This window comes from Thermogemmatispora onikobensis (assembly GCF_001748285.1).
GTDB lineage: Bacteria > Chloroflexota > Ktedonobacteria > Ktedonobacterales > Ktedonobacteraceae > Thermogemmatispora > Thermogemmatispora onikobensis.
This window is the reverse complement of the sequence record NZ_BDGT01000032.1, coordinates 26,185-43,998: the sequence shown is the minus strand read 5'-3', so window position 1 is coordinate 43,998 and position 17,814 is coordinate 26,185. Positions and strand designations below refer to the sequence as shown.

14 protein-coding genes and 1 tRNA gene are annotated in these 17,814 nt (G+C 58.5%); 3 read left to right on the top strand and 12 right to left on the bottom strand.

What is annotated here, in order from left to right; genetic code table 11:
- Nucleotides 1-234: 234 nt before the first annotated feature.
- Nucleotides 235-1,374 (top strand): glycine oxidase ThiO, encoded by a 1,140-nt coding sequence (thiO, locus tag BGC09_RS14505; RefSeq protein ID WP_069804699.1) that lies wholly within the window; start codon nt 235-237, stop codon nt 1,372-1,374.
- Between the two features lie 208 nt (nt 1,375-1,582).
- On the opposite strand, the gene BGC09_RS14500 is transcribed toward thiO, so the two are convergent.
- The 12 genes from BGC09_RS14500 to BGC09_RS14445 all read right to left on the bottom strand — a co-directional run bounded on the left by BGC09_RS14500 (nt 1,583) and on the right by BGC09_RS14445 (nt 14,837).
- Nucleotides 1,583-3,142, bottom strand: coding sequence for a peptide ABC transporter substrate-binding protein (locus tag BGC09_RS14500; RefSeq protein WP_069804698.1), 1,560 nt, complete (start codon nt 3,140-3,142; stop codon nt 1,583-1,585).
- Between the two features lie 510 nt (nt 3,143-3,652).
- Nucleotides 3,653-3,726: transfer RNA gene (locus BGC09_RS14495), tRNA-Arg, on the bottom strand.
- A gap of 235 nt (nt 3,727-3,961) precedes the next feature.
- Nucleotides 3,962-4,375 (bottom strand): diacylglycerol kinase family protein, encoded by a 414-nt coding sequence (locus tag BGC09_RS14490; RefSeq protein ID WP_084658905.1) that lies wholly within the window; start codon nt 4,373-4,375, stop codon nt 3,962-3,964.
- On the bottom strand, nt 4,372-4,962 hold the full coding sequence (gene ybeY, locus BGC09_RS14485) for an rRNA maturation RNase YbeY (RefSeq protein ID WP_069804697.1): 591 nt from the start codon (nt 4,960-4,962) through the stop codon (nt 4,372-4,374). The genes BGC09_RS14490 and ybeY overlap by 4 nt, the downstream gene beginning before the upstream one ends.
- 382 nt (nt 4,963-5,344) lie before the next feature.
- Nucleotides 5,345-5,530 (bottom strand): 30S ribosomal protein S21, encoded by a 186-nt coding sequence (gene rpsU / locus BGC09_RS22255; RefSeq protein WP_081839175.1) that lies wholly within the window; start codon nt 5,528-5,530, stop codon nt 5,345-5,347.
- Between the two features lie 224 nt (nt 5,531-5,754).
- On the bottom strand, nt 5,755-6,918 hold the full coding sequence (locus tag BGC09_RS14480; RefSeq protein ID WP_069804696.1) for a lysylphosphatidylglycerol synthase transmembrane domain-containing protein: 1,164 nt from the start codon (nt 6,916-6,918) through the stop codon (nt 5,755-5,757).
- A gap of 470 nt (nt 6,919-7,388) precedes the next feature.
- Nucleotides 7,389-9,017: an O-antigen ligase family protein gene (locus BGC09_RS14470; protein WP_176728933.1), complete on the bottom strand. Its 1,629-nt coding sequence runs from the start codon at nt 9,015-9,017 to the stop codon at nt 7,389-7,391.
- A gap of 71 nt (nt 9,018-9,088) precedes the next feature.
- Nucleotides 9,089-10,039 (bottom strand): UDP-glucuronic acid decarboxylase family protein, encoded by a 951-nt coding sequence (locus tag BGC09_RS14465; protein ID WP_069804693.1) that lies wholly within the window; start codon nt 10,037-10,039, stop codon nt 9,089-9,091.
- A gap of 369 nt (nt 10,040-10,408) precedes the next feature.
- Entirely contained in the window at nt 10,409-11,083 is a 675-nt protein-coding gene (locus BGC09_RS14460) for a CPBP family intramembrane glutamic endopeptidase (protein ID WP_069804692.1), read from the bottom strand.
- Between the two features lie 83 nt (nt 11,084-11,166).
- Nucleotides 11,167-11,853: a DUF6483 family protein gene (locus BGC09_RS14455; protein ID WP_069804691.1), complete on the bottom strand. Its 687-nt coding sequence runs from the start codon at nt 11,851-11,853 to the stop codon at nt 11,167-11,169.
- Nucleotides 11,854-12,005: 152 nt separating this feature from the next.
- Nucleotides 12,006-13,511, bottom strand: a complete 1,506-nt coding sequence (gene gltX / locus BGC09_RS14450; RefSeq protein ID WP_069804725.1) for a glutamate--tRNA ligase — start codon at nt 13,509-13,511, stop codon at nt 12,006-12,008.
- Between the two features lie 804 nt (nt 13,512-14,315).
- Nucleotides 14,316-14,837 (bottom strand): bifunctional nuclease family protein, encoded by a 522-nt coding sequence (locus BGC09_RS14445; protein WP_052888665.1) that lies wholly within the window; start codon nt 14,835-14,837, stop codon nt 14,316-14,318.
- Between the two features lie 394 nt (nt 14,838-15,231).
- Here BGC09_RS14445 and lexA point away from each other — a divergent pair, with 394 nt between their 5' ends.
- The gene (gene lexA / locus BGC09_RS14440) at nt 15,232-15,870 is read left to right on the top strand and encodes a transcriptional repressor LexA (RefSeq protein WP_069804690.1); all 639 of its coding nucleotides are present in this window, start codon (nt 15,232-15,234) and stop codon (nt 15,868-15,870) included.
- Nucleotides 15,871-16,403: 533 nt separating this feature from the next.
- Nucleotides 16,404-17,693: a hypothetical protein gene (locus tag BGC09_RS14435; protein WP_069804689.1), complete on the top strand. Its 1,290-nt coding sequence runs from the start codon at nt 16,404-16,406 to the stop codon at nt 17,691-17,693.
- Nucleotides 17,694-17,814 lie beyond the last annotated feature (121 nt).

Here is a 17,814-nt window from a genome sequence, read left to right as displayed (position 1 = left end):
ATTCGGTGGTCTCTGGTTTCCCATCCCTTACTTATTTTAAAACACTAATGCAAGCTAACAGTATATCAAGTTGTTATAAACTGTAGAGATTATTTAACATTATATACCTCTACAATAGAGAATTGATCTGCTTGCCGAAACGCCGGGACTATGCGCTGGCTGGAGAAAGAGGCTATAATACTTCTTCCTAACCTGGGCGGCACAGACGAGTGGTCTGGAAAGGAAGAAAAGCCTATGTCTGATCAGGCAGAGGTCGTCATTATTGGGGCTGGCGTCATTGGTTGGTCGATTGCCTACTATCTACGTCAGGCTGGGGTTGACGTCTGTCTTCTGGAGCGGGCCAGAGTAGGAGCTGGGGCCTCCGCTGTAGCAGCTGGCCTACTTGCTCCGCTCGGCCCGCTCAATGGGCCAGGTCCATTGGCCTCGTTATTGCTCGCGGGCTGGTCGGCCCTGCCAAAGCTGGTGGCCGAGTTGGAGGAAAGCAGCGGCCTTCAGATCGAGCTTGAGCGACCTGGGGCCTTGCGCCTGGCCTGTGAGGGGCGAGCAGTAGCGCGTCTGCAGCGGCGGCTAGATCGCTGGCAGCCGCTGGGTTTACAACTGAGCTGGCTCAATGGGGAAGAGGCGCGACGGCAGGAGCCGCTGCTCAGTGCTGAGGTTGAGGGGGCTGTGTATGCTCCCCAAGAGGGGCAGCTGAGGGCTAGCGAGCTGCTCAAGGGGCTGGCCTGGGTTACTCGTCGAGCCGGGGCTCGTTGCTACGAAGGCTGCGAAGTGTGTGGTCTGCGCCAGCGCGCCGGGCGAGTGCTAGCGGTCCAGACGAAGACTGGTGAAGAGATTGGCTGTGGCTCTCTAGTGATTGCAGCGGGTGCCTGGAGTGCCCAGTGCTGCGCCTGGCTGGGCTGCAGGGTGCCGGTGAGGCCAGTGCGGGGGCAGCTTCTGAGTTTGCGACCGCCGGAGGGGCTGCCAGCGCTCCATCATCTTCTTTTTGGCCGGGCCATCTACCTTATTCCGCGGCGGGATGGCTCGCTGACGGTTGGGGCGACGCGCGAAGAGGCCGGTTTCGAGGTCTGCGTGACTGCCGAGGGAGTGGCCTGGCTGCTCGCACAGGCGCGGCGCCTGGTGCCGGCCCTGGCCGAAGCCACGGTTGAAGGCAGTTGGGCTGGACTGCGACCGGCCACGCCTGATGGCTTGCCGATCGTGGGCCTTCTCCCCGGCTGGCAGAATGTCATTCTGGCCACGGGGCACGGCAGCGTCGGGGTGATGCTAAGCGCCCTCACCGGTCAGCTAGTCAGCGACTTGCTTTGCTCGGGACGGCGCTCTCCCCTGCTATTGGCCTGTGGTCCCGAGCGCTTCGCCTCCCCCGCTCCTGGGACATAGCTGTGCCTTGGGCGGTGGTGGGTAGCAGAAGCCAGGGAGAGGGAAGACGGCTAGGATCATACTGAGGGCTGTCTGAGAGTGAGAGCGTGATGAGAGTCTGATGGCTGCCTCGATCCCAGTCGAGGCAGCCATCACAAACCTTTCTGGGCTATCTTCGTCCTATGGCTCTTGCGCCGGTTCCTGCCGACCGCCTGCTGGCAGGCTATTCTCAGTGAGGGGAGAGATAGACCTGTGACCAATCCTCCACGTAGAGACCACGAGCGTTGAGGCTTATCCCGTGTACCCAAGGGGGGATAACGGCGTTGATGGTCTCATGGTCCAGGGGCAGCACGGCGGCCTCTTCGAGGGCCAGCTGCTCTGCCTGCTGATAGAGAGCAAAACGATCCTCTCCGCTCGTTTGATCGGCCTGTGCGATCAGTTGATCGAAGGCTGAGTTTTGCCAGCGCGACTCATTATGGAGAGCGCCCGAAAGCAAGTTAGGGGCCAGCCAGTTATGGGGATCGGGGTAGAGCGCGTACCATTGAATGAAGCCGAGCTGGATCTGGTGCTGGCTTAGCTCATCGGTGTAGGCATTCAGCTCGACTGGTAGGGGTTTAACAACAATGTTGAAAACGCTTGACCACATATTGCAGAGGGCGTTGGCCTCGCTGCGCGAGAGCAGCGCGGTCGGATAGGTCAGCACAATGGGTGGCATCAGAGCCGTATCGGGATAGACCGAGTGCAACAATTCACGCGCCTTCTCGGGGTCGAACGGCAGTCCCTGGTAGTCCGTTTGATAGTCGGGCAGACCGGGTGGAATCAGCGTCGGGGCTGAGATCGCGGCGTCCTTGAGGAGCGTCTGCACCAGCGTGGTTCTATCCAGCGCATAGGCGAAAGCCTGGCGCACCGTAGCGTTATCAAAGGGGGGCATACGTGTGTTGAAGAAGAGCATGTCTGTTTCCTGCTGCGGGCTAGAAACAAAGCCGGCCAGGCCACGAGCTGCTGCAAGATCGCTCTGAGGGATGTTCCAGATCAGACTGAACTGCCCGGCACGGTACTGCTGATAAGCGGTGGCCGGGTCGTTGACAAAAATCATATCGATCTCACTCAGGCGCGGGCGGGCCCCATAGTAGTGCGGATTCGGGACCAGGATCATTTTGACATTATGCTCCCAAGCTTTCACCATAAATGGCCCGCAGCCGATGCCGTTGCCGGCGGCGTGCTCGGTCCAGCCACTCTGGCCATAGCGCTCGATCAACTGTTGATTGACAGGGAAAAAGAGTTCATTCGTGAGCGAAGCCAGGAAATAGGGAGTTGGTTGTGTCAGAGTAATGCGCAGCGTATAGCGGTCGACCGCCTGGACGCCGCTCAGGACCCGACTCTTGCCGCTGCTGACAGCGCTTGCTCCCAGGATTGGTTTCTCCAGGACCGCGGCCAGAGGAGATTTCACCTCGGGCAGCAGCGCGCGTGTCAGAGCATAGGCATAGGTAGCTGCTGTGACTGGGGTGCCGTCCGAAAAAGCAATGTTCGATTTCAGGTGAAAGGTATAGATGCGTCCATCGGGGGAGATTTCCCAGGTGGCCTGATCGGGGATCACATTCAAGTCCTTGTCAGTCCGCACCAGACCGCTGTAGAGCATGCTCAGCGCAAGTGCCGAGTTTAGATCGGGTCCTTGGGCTGGATCGTTGGCATCTGGCTCCTGGGCGGGATCAAGATAATTGAGGTCCTGGGTCCCCACGTTGGGCAGGAGAAGTACCTGCCGGGGTGTTGGCGCTGGTGAATTACTCATCGCCGTTGATGGGTTGCCTGTGCTGCAGCCAGTGACTACGAAGATGATAGCGGCTATCAGCTCGACGAGCAGACCAAAGCGCAACCATCCGGACGCGGGGCATCTGGAGCATGGATCACAATGCACAGATTATCTCCCTTCGCGGGAATGGGTTAGCTGGCCAGACCAGAGCCACAGAGAGTAGCAGCAGCATCAGCACGAGATTGGGATGCTGCGCTGCTAGCCGGACCTCTCCGTCCTCTGTTCCAGGCGCTCGCCTCAGCGTATCGTCAACCGGGCGCCGGGTCGCAAAGGTCTCTCTCAGGTCGGCGGAGGTGCACACACTCTTTCCCCTTCGCTAACTATAGGGGCTGATGCTCAAGAAACTGTCAGGAAACTGTAAAAAATTTCCCTGACTGCCTCCTTTGCTCAGGGATCAGCTCCGCCGGTAAGGAAAAAAGGAGAGGAGAAGACCGGCTGGCCTCTAAGCCAGTCGAGATCTGTTCCCTCTCCTTTATGCGGCAAATAAAGCGCGCCCGGCAGGACTCGAACCTGCGACAGGCGACTTAGAAGGTCGCTGTTCTATCCAACTGAACTACGGGCGCAGGATCGACGCAGACCACCGACTACGGAGGTAAGAGGGTGGTCCGCACCTTCATCTTTGATGATAGCAATCTCCCTTGCGATCTGTCAAGTATCTGACAAGCCTGATCTGCTGGGCCTGTCGTGTCGGGGCCTAGAGAAGAGGCTGGGGAACGAAGAAGGTGAACGCCTCTGCCAGGCTGGAAAAAGGGGAGCAGAAAGAGCGCGAGCGAGAAAGAGAGGCGACCATCCCCTGACTTAGTGTTGCAGGCTCAGCCACCAGGTCCAGAGATGCGGCCCGAAGACGCAGATCCCAATTGCCACAGCGAGTAAGGCGCTCAGTAGGACGGCCCCGGCGGCCACGTCCTTGGCGGCCCTCACCAGGGGATGGTATTCGGGATGCAGCAGGTCAAGGCACAGCTCGAGGCTAGTATTCAGCAGCTCACTCGTGAAGACGCTGCCGATGGCCACTGCTACCAGTGCAAGTTCGATGGGCGAGAGGTGCAAAAGCAAAGCGGCAGCAATAACCACCAAGGCAACGCCGGTATGAACGCGAAAGTTGCGCTGGGTGCGTAAGGCGTACCAGAGGCCCCTGAAGGCGTAGGTGAAGCCGGCCAGGAAACGGCCCCAGGCGCTGCGAGCCAGGCGTCTGGGATCGCTCAACTCGCTCATAAGCCGCCAACACGTTCCCCTGTGGCCGTCAGGATTGCCTCCTGCTTACGCACCATTGTCTCATAGCCGGCTTGCGTCTGATCATCGTAGCCGACCAGATGGAGGATGCCATGAGCTAACAAATAGAGGAACTCCTGTCGGGGGCTATGACCGGCGGCGGCGGCCTGACGGAGCACGGTGGGCCAGGAAATAGCGATATCGCCCAGGTTGGTCGGCTGGCCTGGGGGGGTGACGAATGGTGGAGGAGTGGGGGCGGCAGCCTCGGACGCCAGGTCGGCAGCCTGCTCGGGCGGCTGCCAGAGCAACTCAGCGGGGGCCTCGACCAGCGGCTGATCAAGGAGCGGGAAAGAGAGCACATCAGTTGGCTTATCCTGCTGGCGGTACTGATTATTCATCTCCTGGATCGTGGCGTCGTCGGTGACCATCAGCGTAAACATCACTGGCTGGTGTACCCCGGCCTCCAGCAGGGCGCGGCGGGCGAAAGCATCCAGATCGACCGAGGCCAGTGCCTCATCGAACGAGCGCTTCAGTGCCAGATCTTCCAGCGTGACATACAGGTCAACAACTTGCGACAGCTGTTCGTCCATAAGGCCCCTCATTATGGCAGGAACTTTGCAGTAATCCAGGTAGCAGCTTGCCTGGCGCTCTCGTTGGAGTGTGCTTTCTTCCGGCTTGCTTGCTGGCTCACCTGCTTGAGCCAGCCACAACGAACGAGTTGTCTTGCAGAGGCGAAAGCAGATGGCCTGAGTAAAGCAGAACGGGCCTGCGCCGGTGCAGAGAGCAGGCTACCAATGGAGCCAGTGGCGCGCCAAAAAGAAACCCCTGTCGGAAAAACACCTGTCTTTCGCATGTATTTTCTGCTTGGTCTTTCTGTCTTATTAATCCCTGTAGGTTGTTCCGGTGCGTGCAACTCTATAGTTGCTCTGCAGGGTATCAAGTGCTCAAGTGTAATCCGACAGGGGTTACGGACTACTTATTTTTACGAGCTGTCTTGCGACGCTTTGCTGCTTCCTTCTTCTTGCGCCTCACGCTTGGCTTCTCGTAATGCTCTCGGCGTCTCGCCTCGGCGAGAATGCCGTCTTGCTGGATCTTACGATTGAAGCGTTTCAGCGCAGCCTCGAACGGTTCATTTTCGCTAACCTTGACTTCCGACAGCAGGACTCCCCCCCCTCTCGGCCTGGTTTCGAGATGGTGTTAGCCATTGTGTCTGCGTTGGCGTGTTTGCCTGGACGCAGCCCCAAACGGATTGTGGGGGTGAGGGCTCCTCTGCCTAGCTATTTGGCTGAAGACGGTCAGAGCGGAGCCCTTGCAGTCTTGATGTCCGTTTAAGCCATCCCGCGGGCCTACGGGGAGATTATAAGACTGGCGAGATGGCTCTGTCAAGCATCTAGGGACTGCTTTGCTGTTTGTCTCCCGAAGGCGATGAAGAAGATGAGAAAGCCGAGCACCAGAATGCTGAGCAGGCTGATAGTGCGGTCGAGCACGATGGCTGCCAGAGCCAGGCTAGTAGCATGGGGGCGGAAGAGCGCGATCATGGCGATCATTCCCCCTTCGACCAGGCCCACGCCGCCCCCTGTGAAGGGAATCACTGTCAGCAGGGCCTCGACCAGGGCGATCAAGATCGCCGCTGCCAACAGGTGCAGCAAAGGACCTTGCAGCAGTTGCAATGCCAGGACCACGAAGAAGAAGCGTAGCGCCTCACAGCTCCAGATGGCCAGGGTCAACAGGCCCAGGGTTGGCAAATGGCGGAAGGAGCCGAGGATGCCTCCCTGGAGGTGCTCATAGTAGCCGCGCAGATGTCTCGGGATGCGCTTCCCAATCGGCTCATGTAGCCATCGCAGTAGTCCCAGGGCAGCGATGCCCACCAGCACAGCCACCAAGGTCACGATCAGCCCGAAACGCACCTGCCAGGGCATACGCTCATGGAGGCTAATCATCACTGCCGGGATGCACAGACAGAGCAGCACGACGAGATCGAGCAGGCGCTCTGCCAGCACTGTGCCGAAGGTGCGCGTGGCTGAGAAGCCGCTCTCTTGGCGCAGCAGATAAGCCCGATAGAGGTCGCCAAGCTTGGCTGGCACCAGGGCATTGGCAAACCAGGAGATATAGACAATCTCAACCAGCTTCCAGAAAGGCGGCAGGCGCATATCAATCTTTGCTCCCTGGCTGGCATTCTGCAGCAGAACGCGCCAGCGCCAGGCTCGCAGGGGGAAAGAGAGATAGTAGATCACGAAGGCCAGGGCAAAAAAGAGAGGATTCGCCGCCTGAATAGCCAGCCAGGTCTGCTGGAGGCTGATCTTCTCTTGTCTTAAGAAGATCAGCAGGGCCAGCAGCACAACGACCAGGGGCACAATGGTACGCCAATTCAGCAAACGCTTACCAAGCGAGAGCTGCTCTGTTGTAATGGGCTGCTCGTCTTGTCCACCAATCGTCAGAGGGGCCTCGCTGACCGCCCCTTCCTGAAAGAGCGCCGTCTGTTCTAGAGCGCGGCCTGGGCCCTCTTTCTCGGCCTCATCCTTGCCATGCTGAAACCACTGACTCATCAGTGCAGACTCCTTCGGAGATCCTTCTCCTCTATGTACTTATGGTTGGCCACCAATGCCCTACCCGGCTGCCCGCTCATTGCTGGCTCACCTGCTCTGCTCCTTCCCTGGTGGGCAAATGCACCTCATGTGTAGCGGGCCTCTCGGGAAAGGAGCAGGCAGATGCTGAAGCGCAGAGCGTCCTCGGACTTCGGGCGCTGGAGCCTGGCAAAAACCGCCCTTATCTGCGGAAGGAAGAGCTTCCCGCCGTGCTCTCTCAAGGCAGAAGCGCGCTTCTCCCAATGGACGACCTGCCTGGTTGGGGCCTCCTCTCTCTCGCCACCCGGTCTGGGGGCCGGCTCTGCTTACTGCCAGTAAGCCTATTTACTCGAGATTCTGTCTTTGCTCCATCTTCGAGACGGCGGGTCTCTCTTCTGCCTTCCCTGACCAGGCGCTTCCTTTTCTGCTAAACGCAGAGACCGCTCGCCAGGTCACGTACGCGCGGTCAATGCTGGCGCGCTCTGGATGTCTGCCCGTGTAGGGCTACTTTCCTTCGGCCCTGGCTGCTGGTTCTCCGCCAGCGCCAGGCGCTCCAAACGAAGCAGAACAATCAACAGAAGCGCCATGAGATTGGCCATTCCTTGCACGTAGAGATTATCGACCATGTTGTGCACGAGGACCGTCAGGAGCGCGGCCACAATCCCCAAGGCCAGGGCCTGGTCATCGCCGATGCGCTCAAGCCGTTGATGCCAGCGAAGCGCGGAGACGCTCAATCTCCGGTTAGCTGCCAGACTGGCTGCCAGCTCGCGGGAGGCGCGGCGCAGGCGATGGTAGACACGAGCGCTTAGCCCGGCAATGACAAGGACAAAGAAAGTGTAGGCCATCAGACCCAGCAGGCCCATCTCGGCGGCGACATTGATGAAATAGTTGTGGGCATGACCGAGAGGGATGACGAAAATGCCAACCGTGTAGTGCGGATAGGCATCTCCATAGTTCCCGATGCCTACTCCCAGCCACGGGTGGTCAAGAAACATGTGAATCCCTGCCAGCCAGTGGGCCAGTCGCTCCGCTGTCGCATACTGCTGAGCGGTCGGATGGGTGAAGGAGATATCATTGACTCCAATAAAATTTAATAACGGATTAAAGAGATGCTGCGGTATAATACCAATTAAAATGCTCTCGACCAGTGCCCAGAAACCGACAATGAGCACGCGCCAAAACGGGCGCAGGCTGGGCAGGCCCACGAGTAAGATGAAGAGGCTGGCGGTGAGAAGGGCCAGCCAACCTCCGCGTGACTGGCTAAAGAACTCGGCCAATGCCAGCAGAGCGCTCGCGCCGGCGGCCAACCAGCGAGTTTCTTTCTTCCTGCTGGTAATGGCCAGAGCTAGAGCGATAGTCAACGAGAGATTGATGTAGCCAGCATAGGGATTGGGCTGATTAAAGGTGCCATAGACGCGCAGGCTCTCACCGCGCACGAAGCTGCTAGGGCCAATGTTGAACAGTTCCTGATAGTAGCCAAGGGCTGCCTGCGAGAGCGCTGCCAGCAGGCTGAAGACCACGATTGTCCAGGCCTGACGCCGCGTCCGAATATAACCACTGCCTGCTACAACAATGATCAGGACCTCGATCCATTTAAAGATCTCTTTCAGGCTTGACTTCACACTTATGGCCACAGTCAGCGAAACAAGCATGCTCATCAGCAGCGTTACCAATCCCACCAGCAGCAGTGGCGGGATAGCCTGCCGCTCGTAGCGACCTGGTCCGCCGCTTTGGTGACCGCTGCGCAAGACATGGCCTGCTAGCCAGGCGGCAGCCAGGAGAATGACGAGGATATCGGTACTATTGAGGCGAAGCGGGCCCAGGCCAATGTAGTCAAGCGCTCCCCAGGGGACGCTGAGCGGGAGCAGGTAGAGCGCGACCTGGGGGCGGAGCAGAACCCAAATGCTGAGGATCAGATAGAGCGGAAGACGGATGTTCCACGGTGCGGGCAGCATGAACAAACAGCCGAGAGCTAAAGCTGCCCCTAGCAGACCAATGGCGTTAGCCGCTGTCAGGGGGGAGCGCAAAGCTGCTCCCACACGCGCAGGGGAAGAAACGGTAGCCCCGGCTTCTCTTGTCAAGATGCTAAAGCTTCTCATGATGTGCCAAATGCTGTCATGGTTGCAGCTGCTCCTCTCAAGGCGAGCGCTTGTCAGGGGATCGCCGAGAGGGAACTTTGTTCCTTACTAAACCATTCTATTGTTCGTCGCAATCCCTCCTCCATTGGGACAGTAATGCGCCAGCCCAGCAAGCGGCAGGCCTTAGAGATATCGGGGCGGCGTCGTTCGGGGTCATCGACGCGGGCTGGTTCGAAGACAATGGGGGATGAGGAATGACAGAGTCGGATAATGGTCTGGGCAAATTCCAGGACTGTGTGCTCTTCAGGATTGCCCAGGTTGAAAACCTCTCCAGTTGTCTGTGGCTGGAACATGGCCAGCATCAACCCCTCGACCAGGTCGCTGACATAGCAAATGCTGCGTGTCTTGCTGCCGTCGCCATAAATAGCCAGCGGCTCATTTTTGAGCGCCTGAGTAATGAAGTTCGGAATCATGCGTCCATCGTCTGGCTGACTGTTGGGGCCATAGGTGTTAAAGATGCGCACGATGCGGACATCCGTCTGGTATTGGCGATAAAATTCCATTGTCAGTGTTTCGCCCAGCCGTTTGCTTTCATCGTAGCAGGCGCGTGGTCCGATCGGGTTGACGTGGCCCCAGTAGTCTTCACGCTGCGGGTGCTCTAGCGGATCACCATAGACCTCCGAGGTAGAGGCGAGCAGGAAGCGGGCCTGCTGGCGCCTGGCCTCCTCCAGCAGCAAGTACGTGCCGTGGCTATTGACCAGGATGGTCTCGATCGGATGCTCCATATAGCCCACGGGACTAGCCGGGCTGGCCAAATGAAAAATTGCGTCAGCCTCAAAAGCAAAGGGCTGAGTAACATCATGATAGAGGAAAGCGAAACGGGGATAATGGCGCAATTCGGCTATATTTCTCTCTGATCCAGTGATCAGGTTATCCACGCAGAGTACATGATGGCCGACCTCTAGCAGGCGTCTACACAGATGGGAGCCGATAAAACCCGCTCCACCAGTGACAACGACTCTCAACGAATGAACCTCCAAACCGATAAGGTAGAGACTAGCTTGATTGGCGAGTCAAGGATATCATACTTTCTCCCTGCAAGGGAAGCCACCGATCTAGAAGCGGCCCAATCGGGGGAGAAAGCACTATACCTTCGAACGAACGGGCCTGCAGCGATTGGTCCGCTTCAAAAGCGGGCTGACTGTGCGCTCGTGGCCTGCTTGGCCTGCTTCCTTGTTCTCCATGTGAGAGAGGGCGAAGGCTGTCAGACAGGCTGAGGTTAACAGATCTGAACGACCTCGCAGCGATCGAAAGGGGAGGCGCTGGTCAAGCGTTGGACAGATCCAGAAAGCTTCTTGGGGTCGGTCGGGTGTGAGTCGGGTCTTTGCTCTCCCTCAGTCATTAGCTGGAGGCAGATTCTGGCTGTGGCGGCGACGCCAGCGCTGATAGAGGAACTCATCGCCCCAGCTCAGAAAGCCGCAGGTGGTGAGACCGTGTACGATGACCACGCTCAGGAGCGATGGCGGGGTGGGCTGGAGTACGTAGAGGGTGCTAAAGACCATGCCCGCCAGGCCTACCCCTGCAATGCTGCGCCAGTTCCAGCCCCCCAGGCGGTGGTACAGCGTGTATACTAGCGTACTGATCAGCCAGCCCCAGCCGAGCCAGCCTGTCCATTGCCAGACCAGGCGTAGCAGAAAGCCGCGGAAGAAGACTTCTTCCGCTGGAGCATTAATGAAGAGGTAGTAACAGGCCTGGAGAAGATGGTCGCCAGGGGTTGGACGCTGAAAGCGCGGTCCCACGATCAAGCTACGGTAGAGCATGGCCAGCAGGGCCATCAGGCTGCCCAGACCCAGCCCGAGGGCCAGCTCTGCCCCAAGTGCCACTGGCAAACTCAGACCCAGCTCCGCGGGTGGCAGATGAGAGAAAACCAGCCAGAGCAGGGGGACCCCGCTCAGAGGAACAATGCGGATCAGCACATCAGGCCAGAGCCAGCGCCAGGTAGTGGCCACTGTCGAACGTGGATAGGTGGCGGAGGTCAGCGACTGCTTAGGCGTCTCTACTAGCGACATTTTCTCACCTCACGAACAGCACTGGGGAACCAGCCGACGCAAGAAACGGAGCGAGTCGGCGGTCAACGGCCCTGCCTGTTTCATCACTCTCCCAAAGGGGGAAAACGGCGGGCTGTCTGCCAGCGGTGCAGCTCTGCCAGTCCTTCTTTGATCTCCTCGGACGAGAAATTGCCTGCTCGCAGCTCGACATCGCTCTTCCCCTGTAAGCGAGCGTAGAAGGCCAGCCCCTGCTCAAAAATCTCGTCGCTGCTATCGGGGGCCTCCAGAGCCTCGAAGAGGGCGTCCTCGGCCTGGCCATAGCGCCCAGTTTTCTCATAGTAGAGCATGATCCGTGTCAGCAGCGAGGCGGGCAGCTCATAGCGACTCAGCAGCGTCAGCAGCTCCTCAATCTCGGCAAAGAAGTCAGAATGGCGCGGATTCTGCTCCAGCAGAACTGCCTCCAGAAAGAGGCGTAGTGAGCGCTGATAGCGAGGAAAACTCTCCTCGTAGCGCTGCAGATCCTGATAGGTATCGCCTTCCAGCTTGAACAGAAGCGCTATCCAGAGGCACTTCCCGACATCGAGCAGGTCGATCCGCTTCACCAGGGCCAGGAGCATCTCCTCGGGGATCGTCAGCAAGAAGTCGGAGTTCAAGCCTAACGTCTGCCGGAAAAGCTCATCAATGAGGATGAGCGCTTCCTGATGCTGGTTAGCCCGACGTAAGAAGAGCACACGTGCGAGAACGCGGCTGAACTGCTCGATCAATCTCAGAATATAATCGCGATTAATCACGGGACTAACCTGCCTCCCTGGCCTGGCTCGCAAAAAGGGTCGTCGGCTGGCCTGCTGGCGGACATAGAAACATATCCCCGAGGCAAGGACAGCTAGCGAAACGTCGACCTGCTCCAGAGACCGGGTATCTCCAGACCTGGCTGCAGGGCAGGTCAAGATAGGCGGGCGATGGCCTGATCAAGACGTTGCAATGTGCGCTGGCGGCCCAGCACTTCCATAGTCTGGAAGAGCGGAGGTGAGACCGTGCGCCCACTGATAGCCACACGAATGGCCCCGAAGAGCTGGCCAGTTTTCAGTCCAAGCGTCGCAGCCAGGGCGCGCAACGGCTCCTCGAGAGAGCTGTGCTCCCAGCGATCGAGAGAGGCCAGGATCTCGCGTGTGCGTTCAAGCGCCGCGCGGGTACCGGCGGCGTCCATCTGCTTCTGTACCAGCAGAGTCGTATCGTAGTGCAACGCATCGACGTAGAAGAAGTCGACCATCTGGGCCGCTTCCCCCAGGGTCTTCATCCGCTCCTGCTCCAGCTGAAGCACACGCTGCGTATAAGCGAAGTCCAGAGGGCGGGGCACACTATCGGGCAGGCCACCTGCGGCAGCTGGGCGCTCAAGATAAGGCAAGGTGCGTCTTGTCAATTCCTCCAAAGGTAGCTGACGGATATAGACGCCATTCATCCAGGTTAGCTTATCGGGATCGAGGATTCCCCCCGAGACACCGATGCGATCCAGCGTAAAGACGCGGATCAGCTCCTCGCGGCTGAAAATCTCCGTCTTATCGTCGTAGGCCCAGCCGAGGAGCGCCAGGAAATTGAAAACCGCCTCGGGGAGGTACCCCTGTTTCTGCAACGTATCCCAGGAGGGGGCATTGTGGCGCTTGCTCAGCTTCTTCTTGTCTTTTCCCAGAACATTGGGGAGATGATAGAAGAGGGGTGGCTCCCAGCCCAGCGCCTGATAAATCTGCACGTGGCGCGGGGCACTGGCGATCCACTCTTCGCCGCGTAAGACATGCGTAATCCCCATCAGATGGTCGTCGATGACATTCGCCAGATGGTAGGTTGGATAACCATCCGATTTCAGGATGACGGCATCGTCGAGGTCAGCATTTTTGAAAACAATATTGCCGTGCAGCTCATCATGGACCACGGTCTCGCCGTCTAAGGGCATTGCAAAGCGCACCGTCCAGCTATGGCCAGCGGCCTCGAAGGCAGCGCGCTCCTCAGCGCTCAGAAAGCGGCAGCGGCGATCATAGCGGGGAGGAAGCTTTTGAGCCTCTTGCCCCTTGCGCATCTGCTCCAGACGTTCGGGCGTGCAATAGCAGCGGTACGCATGGCCGCTGGCGATCAGCTGATGAGCATACTGCTGATAGAGGGCCTTGCGCTGTGTCTGATAATAAGGACCATACGGGCCGCCGACGACTGGACCCTCGTCGTAATCCAGCCCGAGCCACTTGAGGCCCTCGATCAGATAGCTTACGGCCCCCTCAACCGTGCGGCTCAGATCGGTATCCTCGATGCGCAGGATAAAAGTGCCGCCACAGTGGCGGGCAAATAACCAGCTGAAGAGGGCGGTCCGATAACCGCCGATATGCTGAAAGCCCGTTGGGCTTGGGGCAAAGCGTAACCGTGGAGCAGCGGCAGTTTGCGTTTGTGGCTGCTCCTCCTGCATTGGCACGTCGGACTGTGTCATAGGCGACGATAGGCTCTCCTCTTTCTCGGCTAAGAACGGCCCCATTGTACCATACCTGGCAATAGAGCGTAAGAGCCTGGTGAACTCGACGAGAGCAGGACAACAGTGCTGGCGGAGAAACGCTCGCTGGCCGGTCCGTTGTTGCCAAAAAGAGGCCTTTGTTTCGAGCGAAGGAGCAAGATCAGTCTACTACGGCACAGGAAAGCTGCAGGGAAACTGCACTGAGAGCACTCCAGCAGAGAACATGAGCACCAGCCGGAGCAAAGTGGAGGACCTGGCCATCAAGGCTGGCAGGATAGAGACGTGACCACAGTCGGACCCTCTGCCGATCCTGCTCGTTCTGAAGCTGCTCAGCAGACCGTAGAGGCCATTGTGGAGCAAGAGGAAACCAAAGGCATCAGCCCCGCGAGCGTCACGGGAGGGCCAGAGGCATCCTCTCGCGACGCCGATCAGGATTCACACCTTTTTTGCCCCTTTTATGCTATGTTATTAAATATACAATTGAGCAAGATCGCTCCGAGAGCGATCGATTGTCACGATATTTATAAAGAAGCGCGCTCAGCCGTTGCGCTGCCAAGAGAAGGCAAGTTCACGGAAAGAGAGTCATAACTTCCTTGCCGGAGCAGCGTGTCTGGTGCTTGGCTGTCGGCTGAGGAAGGCAAAGCGCCGGGTTGCTCTCCTCGCAGCATTGCCTGGCCACAGTGGTGGCTTTAAGCAAGCGGAGAGCGGGACCCAATGCAGCACAGCGAGCCGGCGGAAGCTGTGGCGGGGCGGCAGGCGGGATCAGTCCTTACCGAACTCGTCCAGCACATCGAGGCTATTGATAAAGTCGCGATAAGCCTCCAGGTTATCCGGCTCCGGCTCCTTCTTCGGAGGGGTCTTAGGCAGGCTCTGCTCCTCACTCGTCTCAGGCGTGACACCAGCGCGCTCCAGCACGCTCTCCTCGACGTAAATCGGAGCCTTGGCGCGAATAGCCAGCGCGATCGCGTCGCTTGGGCGGGCATCGATCTCCACGTGTCTGCCATCGGCGTCCAGGATAATGCGGGCGTAGAAGATATCGTCGATCAGGTCGGAGATCACGACGCTCATAATCTTTGCGCCCAGCTCAGTGATCACATTCTTGAGCAGGTCGTGGGTCAAAGGCCGTGGGGAGCTGGCTCCCTGGAGTTCGATCGCAATCGCGTAGGCTTCCGCATGCGCTATCCAGATGAAGAGATAACGCTCCTGCCTTAGCGCCTTTAAAATGACTACTCGTTGCTGTGTCGCTAGATTTATGCGTACACTCTCGACTGTCATTTCAACCATGTGTCTCTGACTCCCTCTTTCATGGCCGGTTCCGCGAGTGTTCGACGCCTTTATTGTACATCTACCTACGGGTCTGGCGCAAATCGCTTGCCCTTCTCTCGCTGGCTACGGTCAGGACAGGAAAGGAGCAGGCGCTACCTGGCTACGACCCGCCATCATCTCCCCTCGTCCGATAGTATAGCAAAGACTGGCGCCTATTCCAAGGGTCCTCCTCTCCCTGGATGCACCTCCGCTCGCTCGTGATCGCCCCTGAAAAACTGTTCCGAAAATACGTTCGAGAAAAAGCTTGACTTGTCTTGCCCTGTCTGATATCATTGACTCGAATAGCCGTTCTACTCTTGAGAGCGACGAAGTTCGCTGAACGGGTTTTTGAAGAAAGGCAGGAACCTCGATTATGCCTGAGCCACTAGGCGAGTTCCAGCGGCGCATGCTGGAATTCATCGTGAATTACATTCGTCGGGAGGGGATGCCGCCGACGAATCGAGAGATCGGCAAGGCCATGAAGATCGCCAGCACTGGCCACGTCGACTATCACCTGAGCATGTTGGAGAAGCGCGGCTACATCGTCCGTGAAGCTAAGAAGAGTCGTGGCATTAAGCTGACCAGGCACCCCTGGGGCATTCCTGTCGAAGGAACGATCGCCGCTGGCGAGCCGATCGAGATTTTCTCTGAGCCAGACCAGACGATCGAAGTGGGGCATGGCGTCGATCCCGAAAGCAGCTTTGCTCTGGTTGTCCGCGGCCAGTCGATGATTGAGGACCATATTTGCGACGGCGACTATGTGGTCATTAAGCGCCAGCGCACTTGCGAGAACGGCGATATCGTGGTGGCGGTCCACCTGGTGGAGGGAACACCCGGTAAAGCGACGCTCAAGCGCTTCTTCTTAGAGAAGGAGCAGGTCCGTCTGCAGCCGGCCAATGCTGAACTGGAGCCGATCTATATCCCGCGCGATGAGTGGGATCGTGAGTGGGAGATTCAGGGCAAGGTGATTGCCATCGTTCGCCACTATGGTGGCCCCGGACGTGCCGCTTGAGCTGCTTTTGCTCTCGCCCGCCTTGGGCCTGGTCTTGTCTGTGCGTAGACCGCGCTCTAACTCCTGGCTCCTGGCCCTCCTCTCTGTTCCCTGTTAACCTGAAAGGCTTCAAAGGCTTTCTCCTCCGCAGAGTAGCTGAGGCCTCCTCCTGAGTTGAGTAGAGTGTGGCTTGAGGACGCGCATATCCTGCCGTGCGGCGTCCTCTTTCTCCGCCTGGTATAGGACGATGCTGCTTTGGCGCGGCCTGACTGATTGGTTGGCCACCGTCATCCCTTTCCCGTCCTTTCGGCTGGTCAGCTGGGCCTGCTCAGCTGGGCCTGGCTCTCTTCCCTCCCTCTCCTATGCGCGGCTGCTAGAGCGCTTCTTGCCAAGAAATCCTGTCGCTGTTATACTGTCACTAAAGATGATAAGCTCATACCCAGGCCGGGTTTTTGAGAAGGGAGGCATGGCTCTTCCTGGGCAGGCCATGCTCTTTTTTCATCATGCTCTTGCTCGTACTGAGGAGAACTTCTGTTTGAAAGGATATACTTCCTATGAGAGCCGCCGCCGTGGCTTTCGTGCTGGTTGCTGCAGCTGCCGTGGTCCTGTGGTTCGGGAATACGCTGAATTCCTGGGTGCTTGGTGGCCTGATAGGCGGATTGGCAGCCTTGCTGCTTAGTATCCCCATCTCCCTCTCTCTCTTCTCTTTTCTCTCTCGTCGCCATGATGAGTATCTTCGGGCTGAGTTACAGACTCGCATGGCTCTCGAAACAACACGTCAGTCGCCTCCTCCTGCCTCCCCTCATACTGCTCATCCGGCCCTGCTTGCTGGGGAGGCCTGGCGAGGTCAAACCCGCTATACACAGGTTGCTGCTGACGAAGAGTTGCTGGATGAGGGAAAAGAGTGGGTCTTTGCTGAGGGAGAGGAGGAGAGTGATTCCAACAGTGGATATGTGACCTTTGATGATGAGGAACCAGAAGAGGAGATGGTGCGTGGTCGGGGGCCTGCTTCCGCCCCGTTCTCATCACGTCTATCTCGCTCATTATCACGAGAGCTTCCGGCTCGTTCCCCCTCTTCTGTTCCTTTACAGACGCGCTCGACTGGACGCAACTCCTCCGCGCTTCAGCCACAGACGCGCATCGAGGGTCTCCGCGCCCAGCCTCCGCTGGGGCCGGGAGGGTATCGCCTTCCCCCTGCAGCCGCGGGACCAGCCTATCCTGGTATGGCCCGCCCTCAAGCTGGTAACCAGCGCCGTCAGAGTCAATACTTTGCAGAGGCGCTGCGCACGGCTCGTCTAGAGGCGTTGCGCCAGCAAGAGGAGGCTCTCAGCGAGGAGAACGTTGAGGTCTCACCAATGCTTCCGCCGCCACCGCCAAGGCTGGCGGCGCGCCGTTCTTCTAGCTTGGCTGGCCAGAGGCCTGCTTCGACCCAGCAGCATCAGCCTCAGCGCTCGCAGCCGCTGGCACAGTCGGAGCGCTCCGCCGCCTCTGTCTCTGCCACAACTGCGCCATCCCAGAGGGCTGGGCGCCATTTACCGCTGGCCGCTGAGGCTGATGACGTCTATGATGATTCTCTAGCTCCTTTGCGGGACACAGGAAAGGGCGCTGTGACTCGCCCATCTGCTGTAGAGATCGATGGCAGCTCAGGTCGGGCGCGCGCTACAGGCCAGCAGCGCCTCTTGCGTAGTTCCCCATCGGGAAGCTTGAGAAATCCTCTCGTGCGTCGCCCTCCCTACCTCTATGAAGATGATCCTCTGCGCGCGGAGTTGAGTCAGTTCGCCGAGGAGCCAATCACCCGCCGTTCTTCGCGCCTTCGACGCTTTCCGACCCCTGATGAGGACTAAGTAGTCCACACTGGACCTGGCAAAAGAGGTGGGAGGGGAGTGCGCTGCTTCTCCCGGCTGGTTGGCCGGCTCGGCCAGGGAAGGGACCTGCTCCAAAAGAGGTGTTGGTACTCCCTCCCTG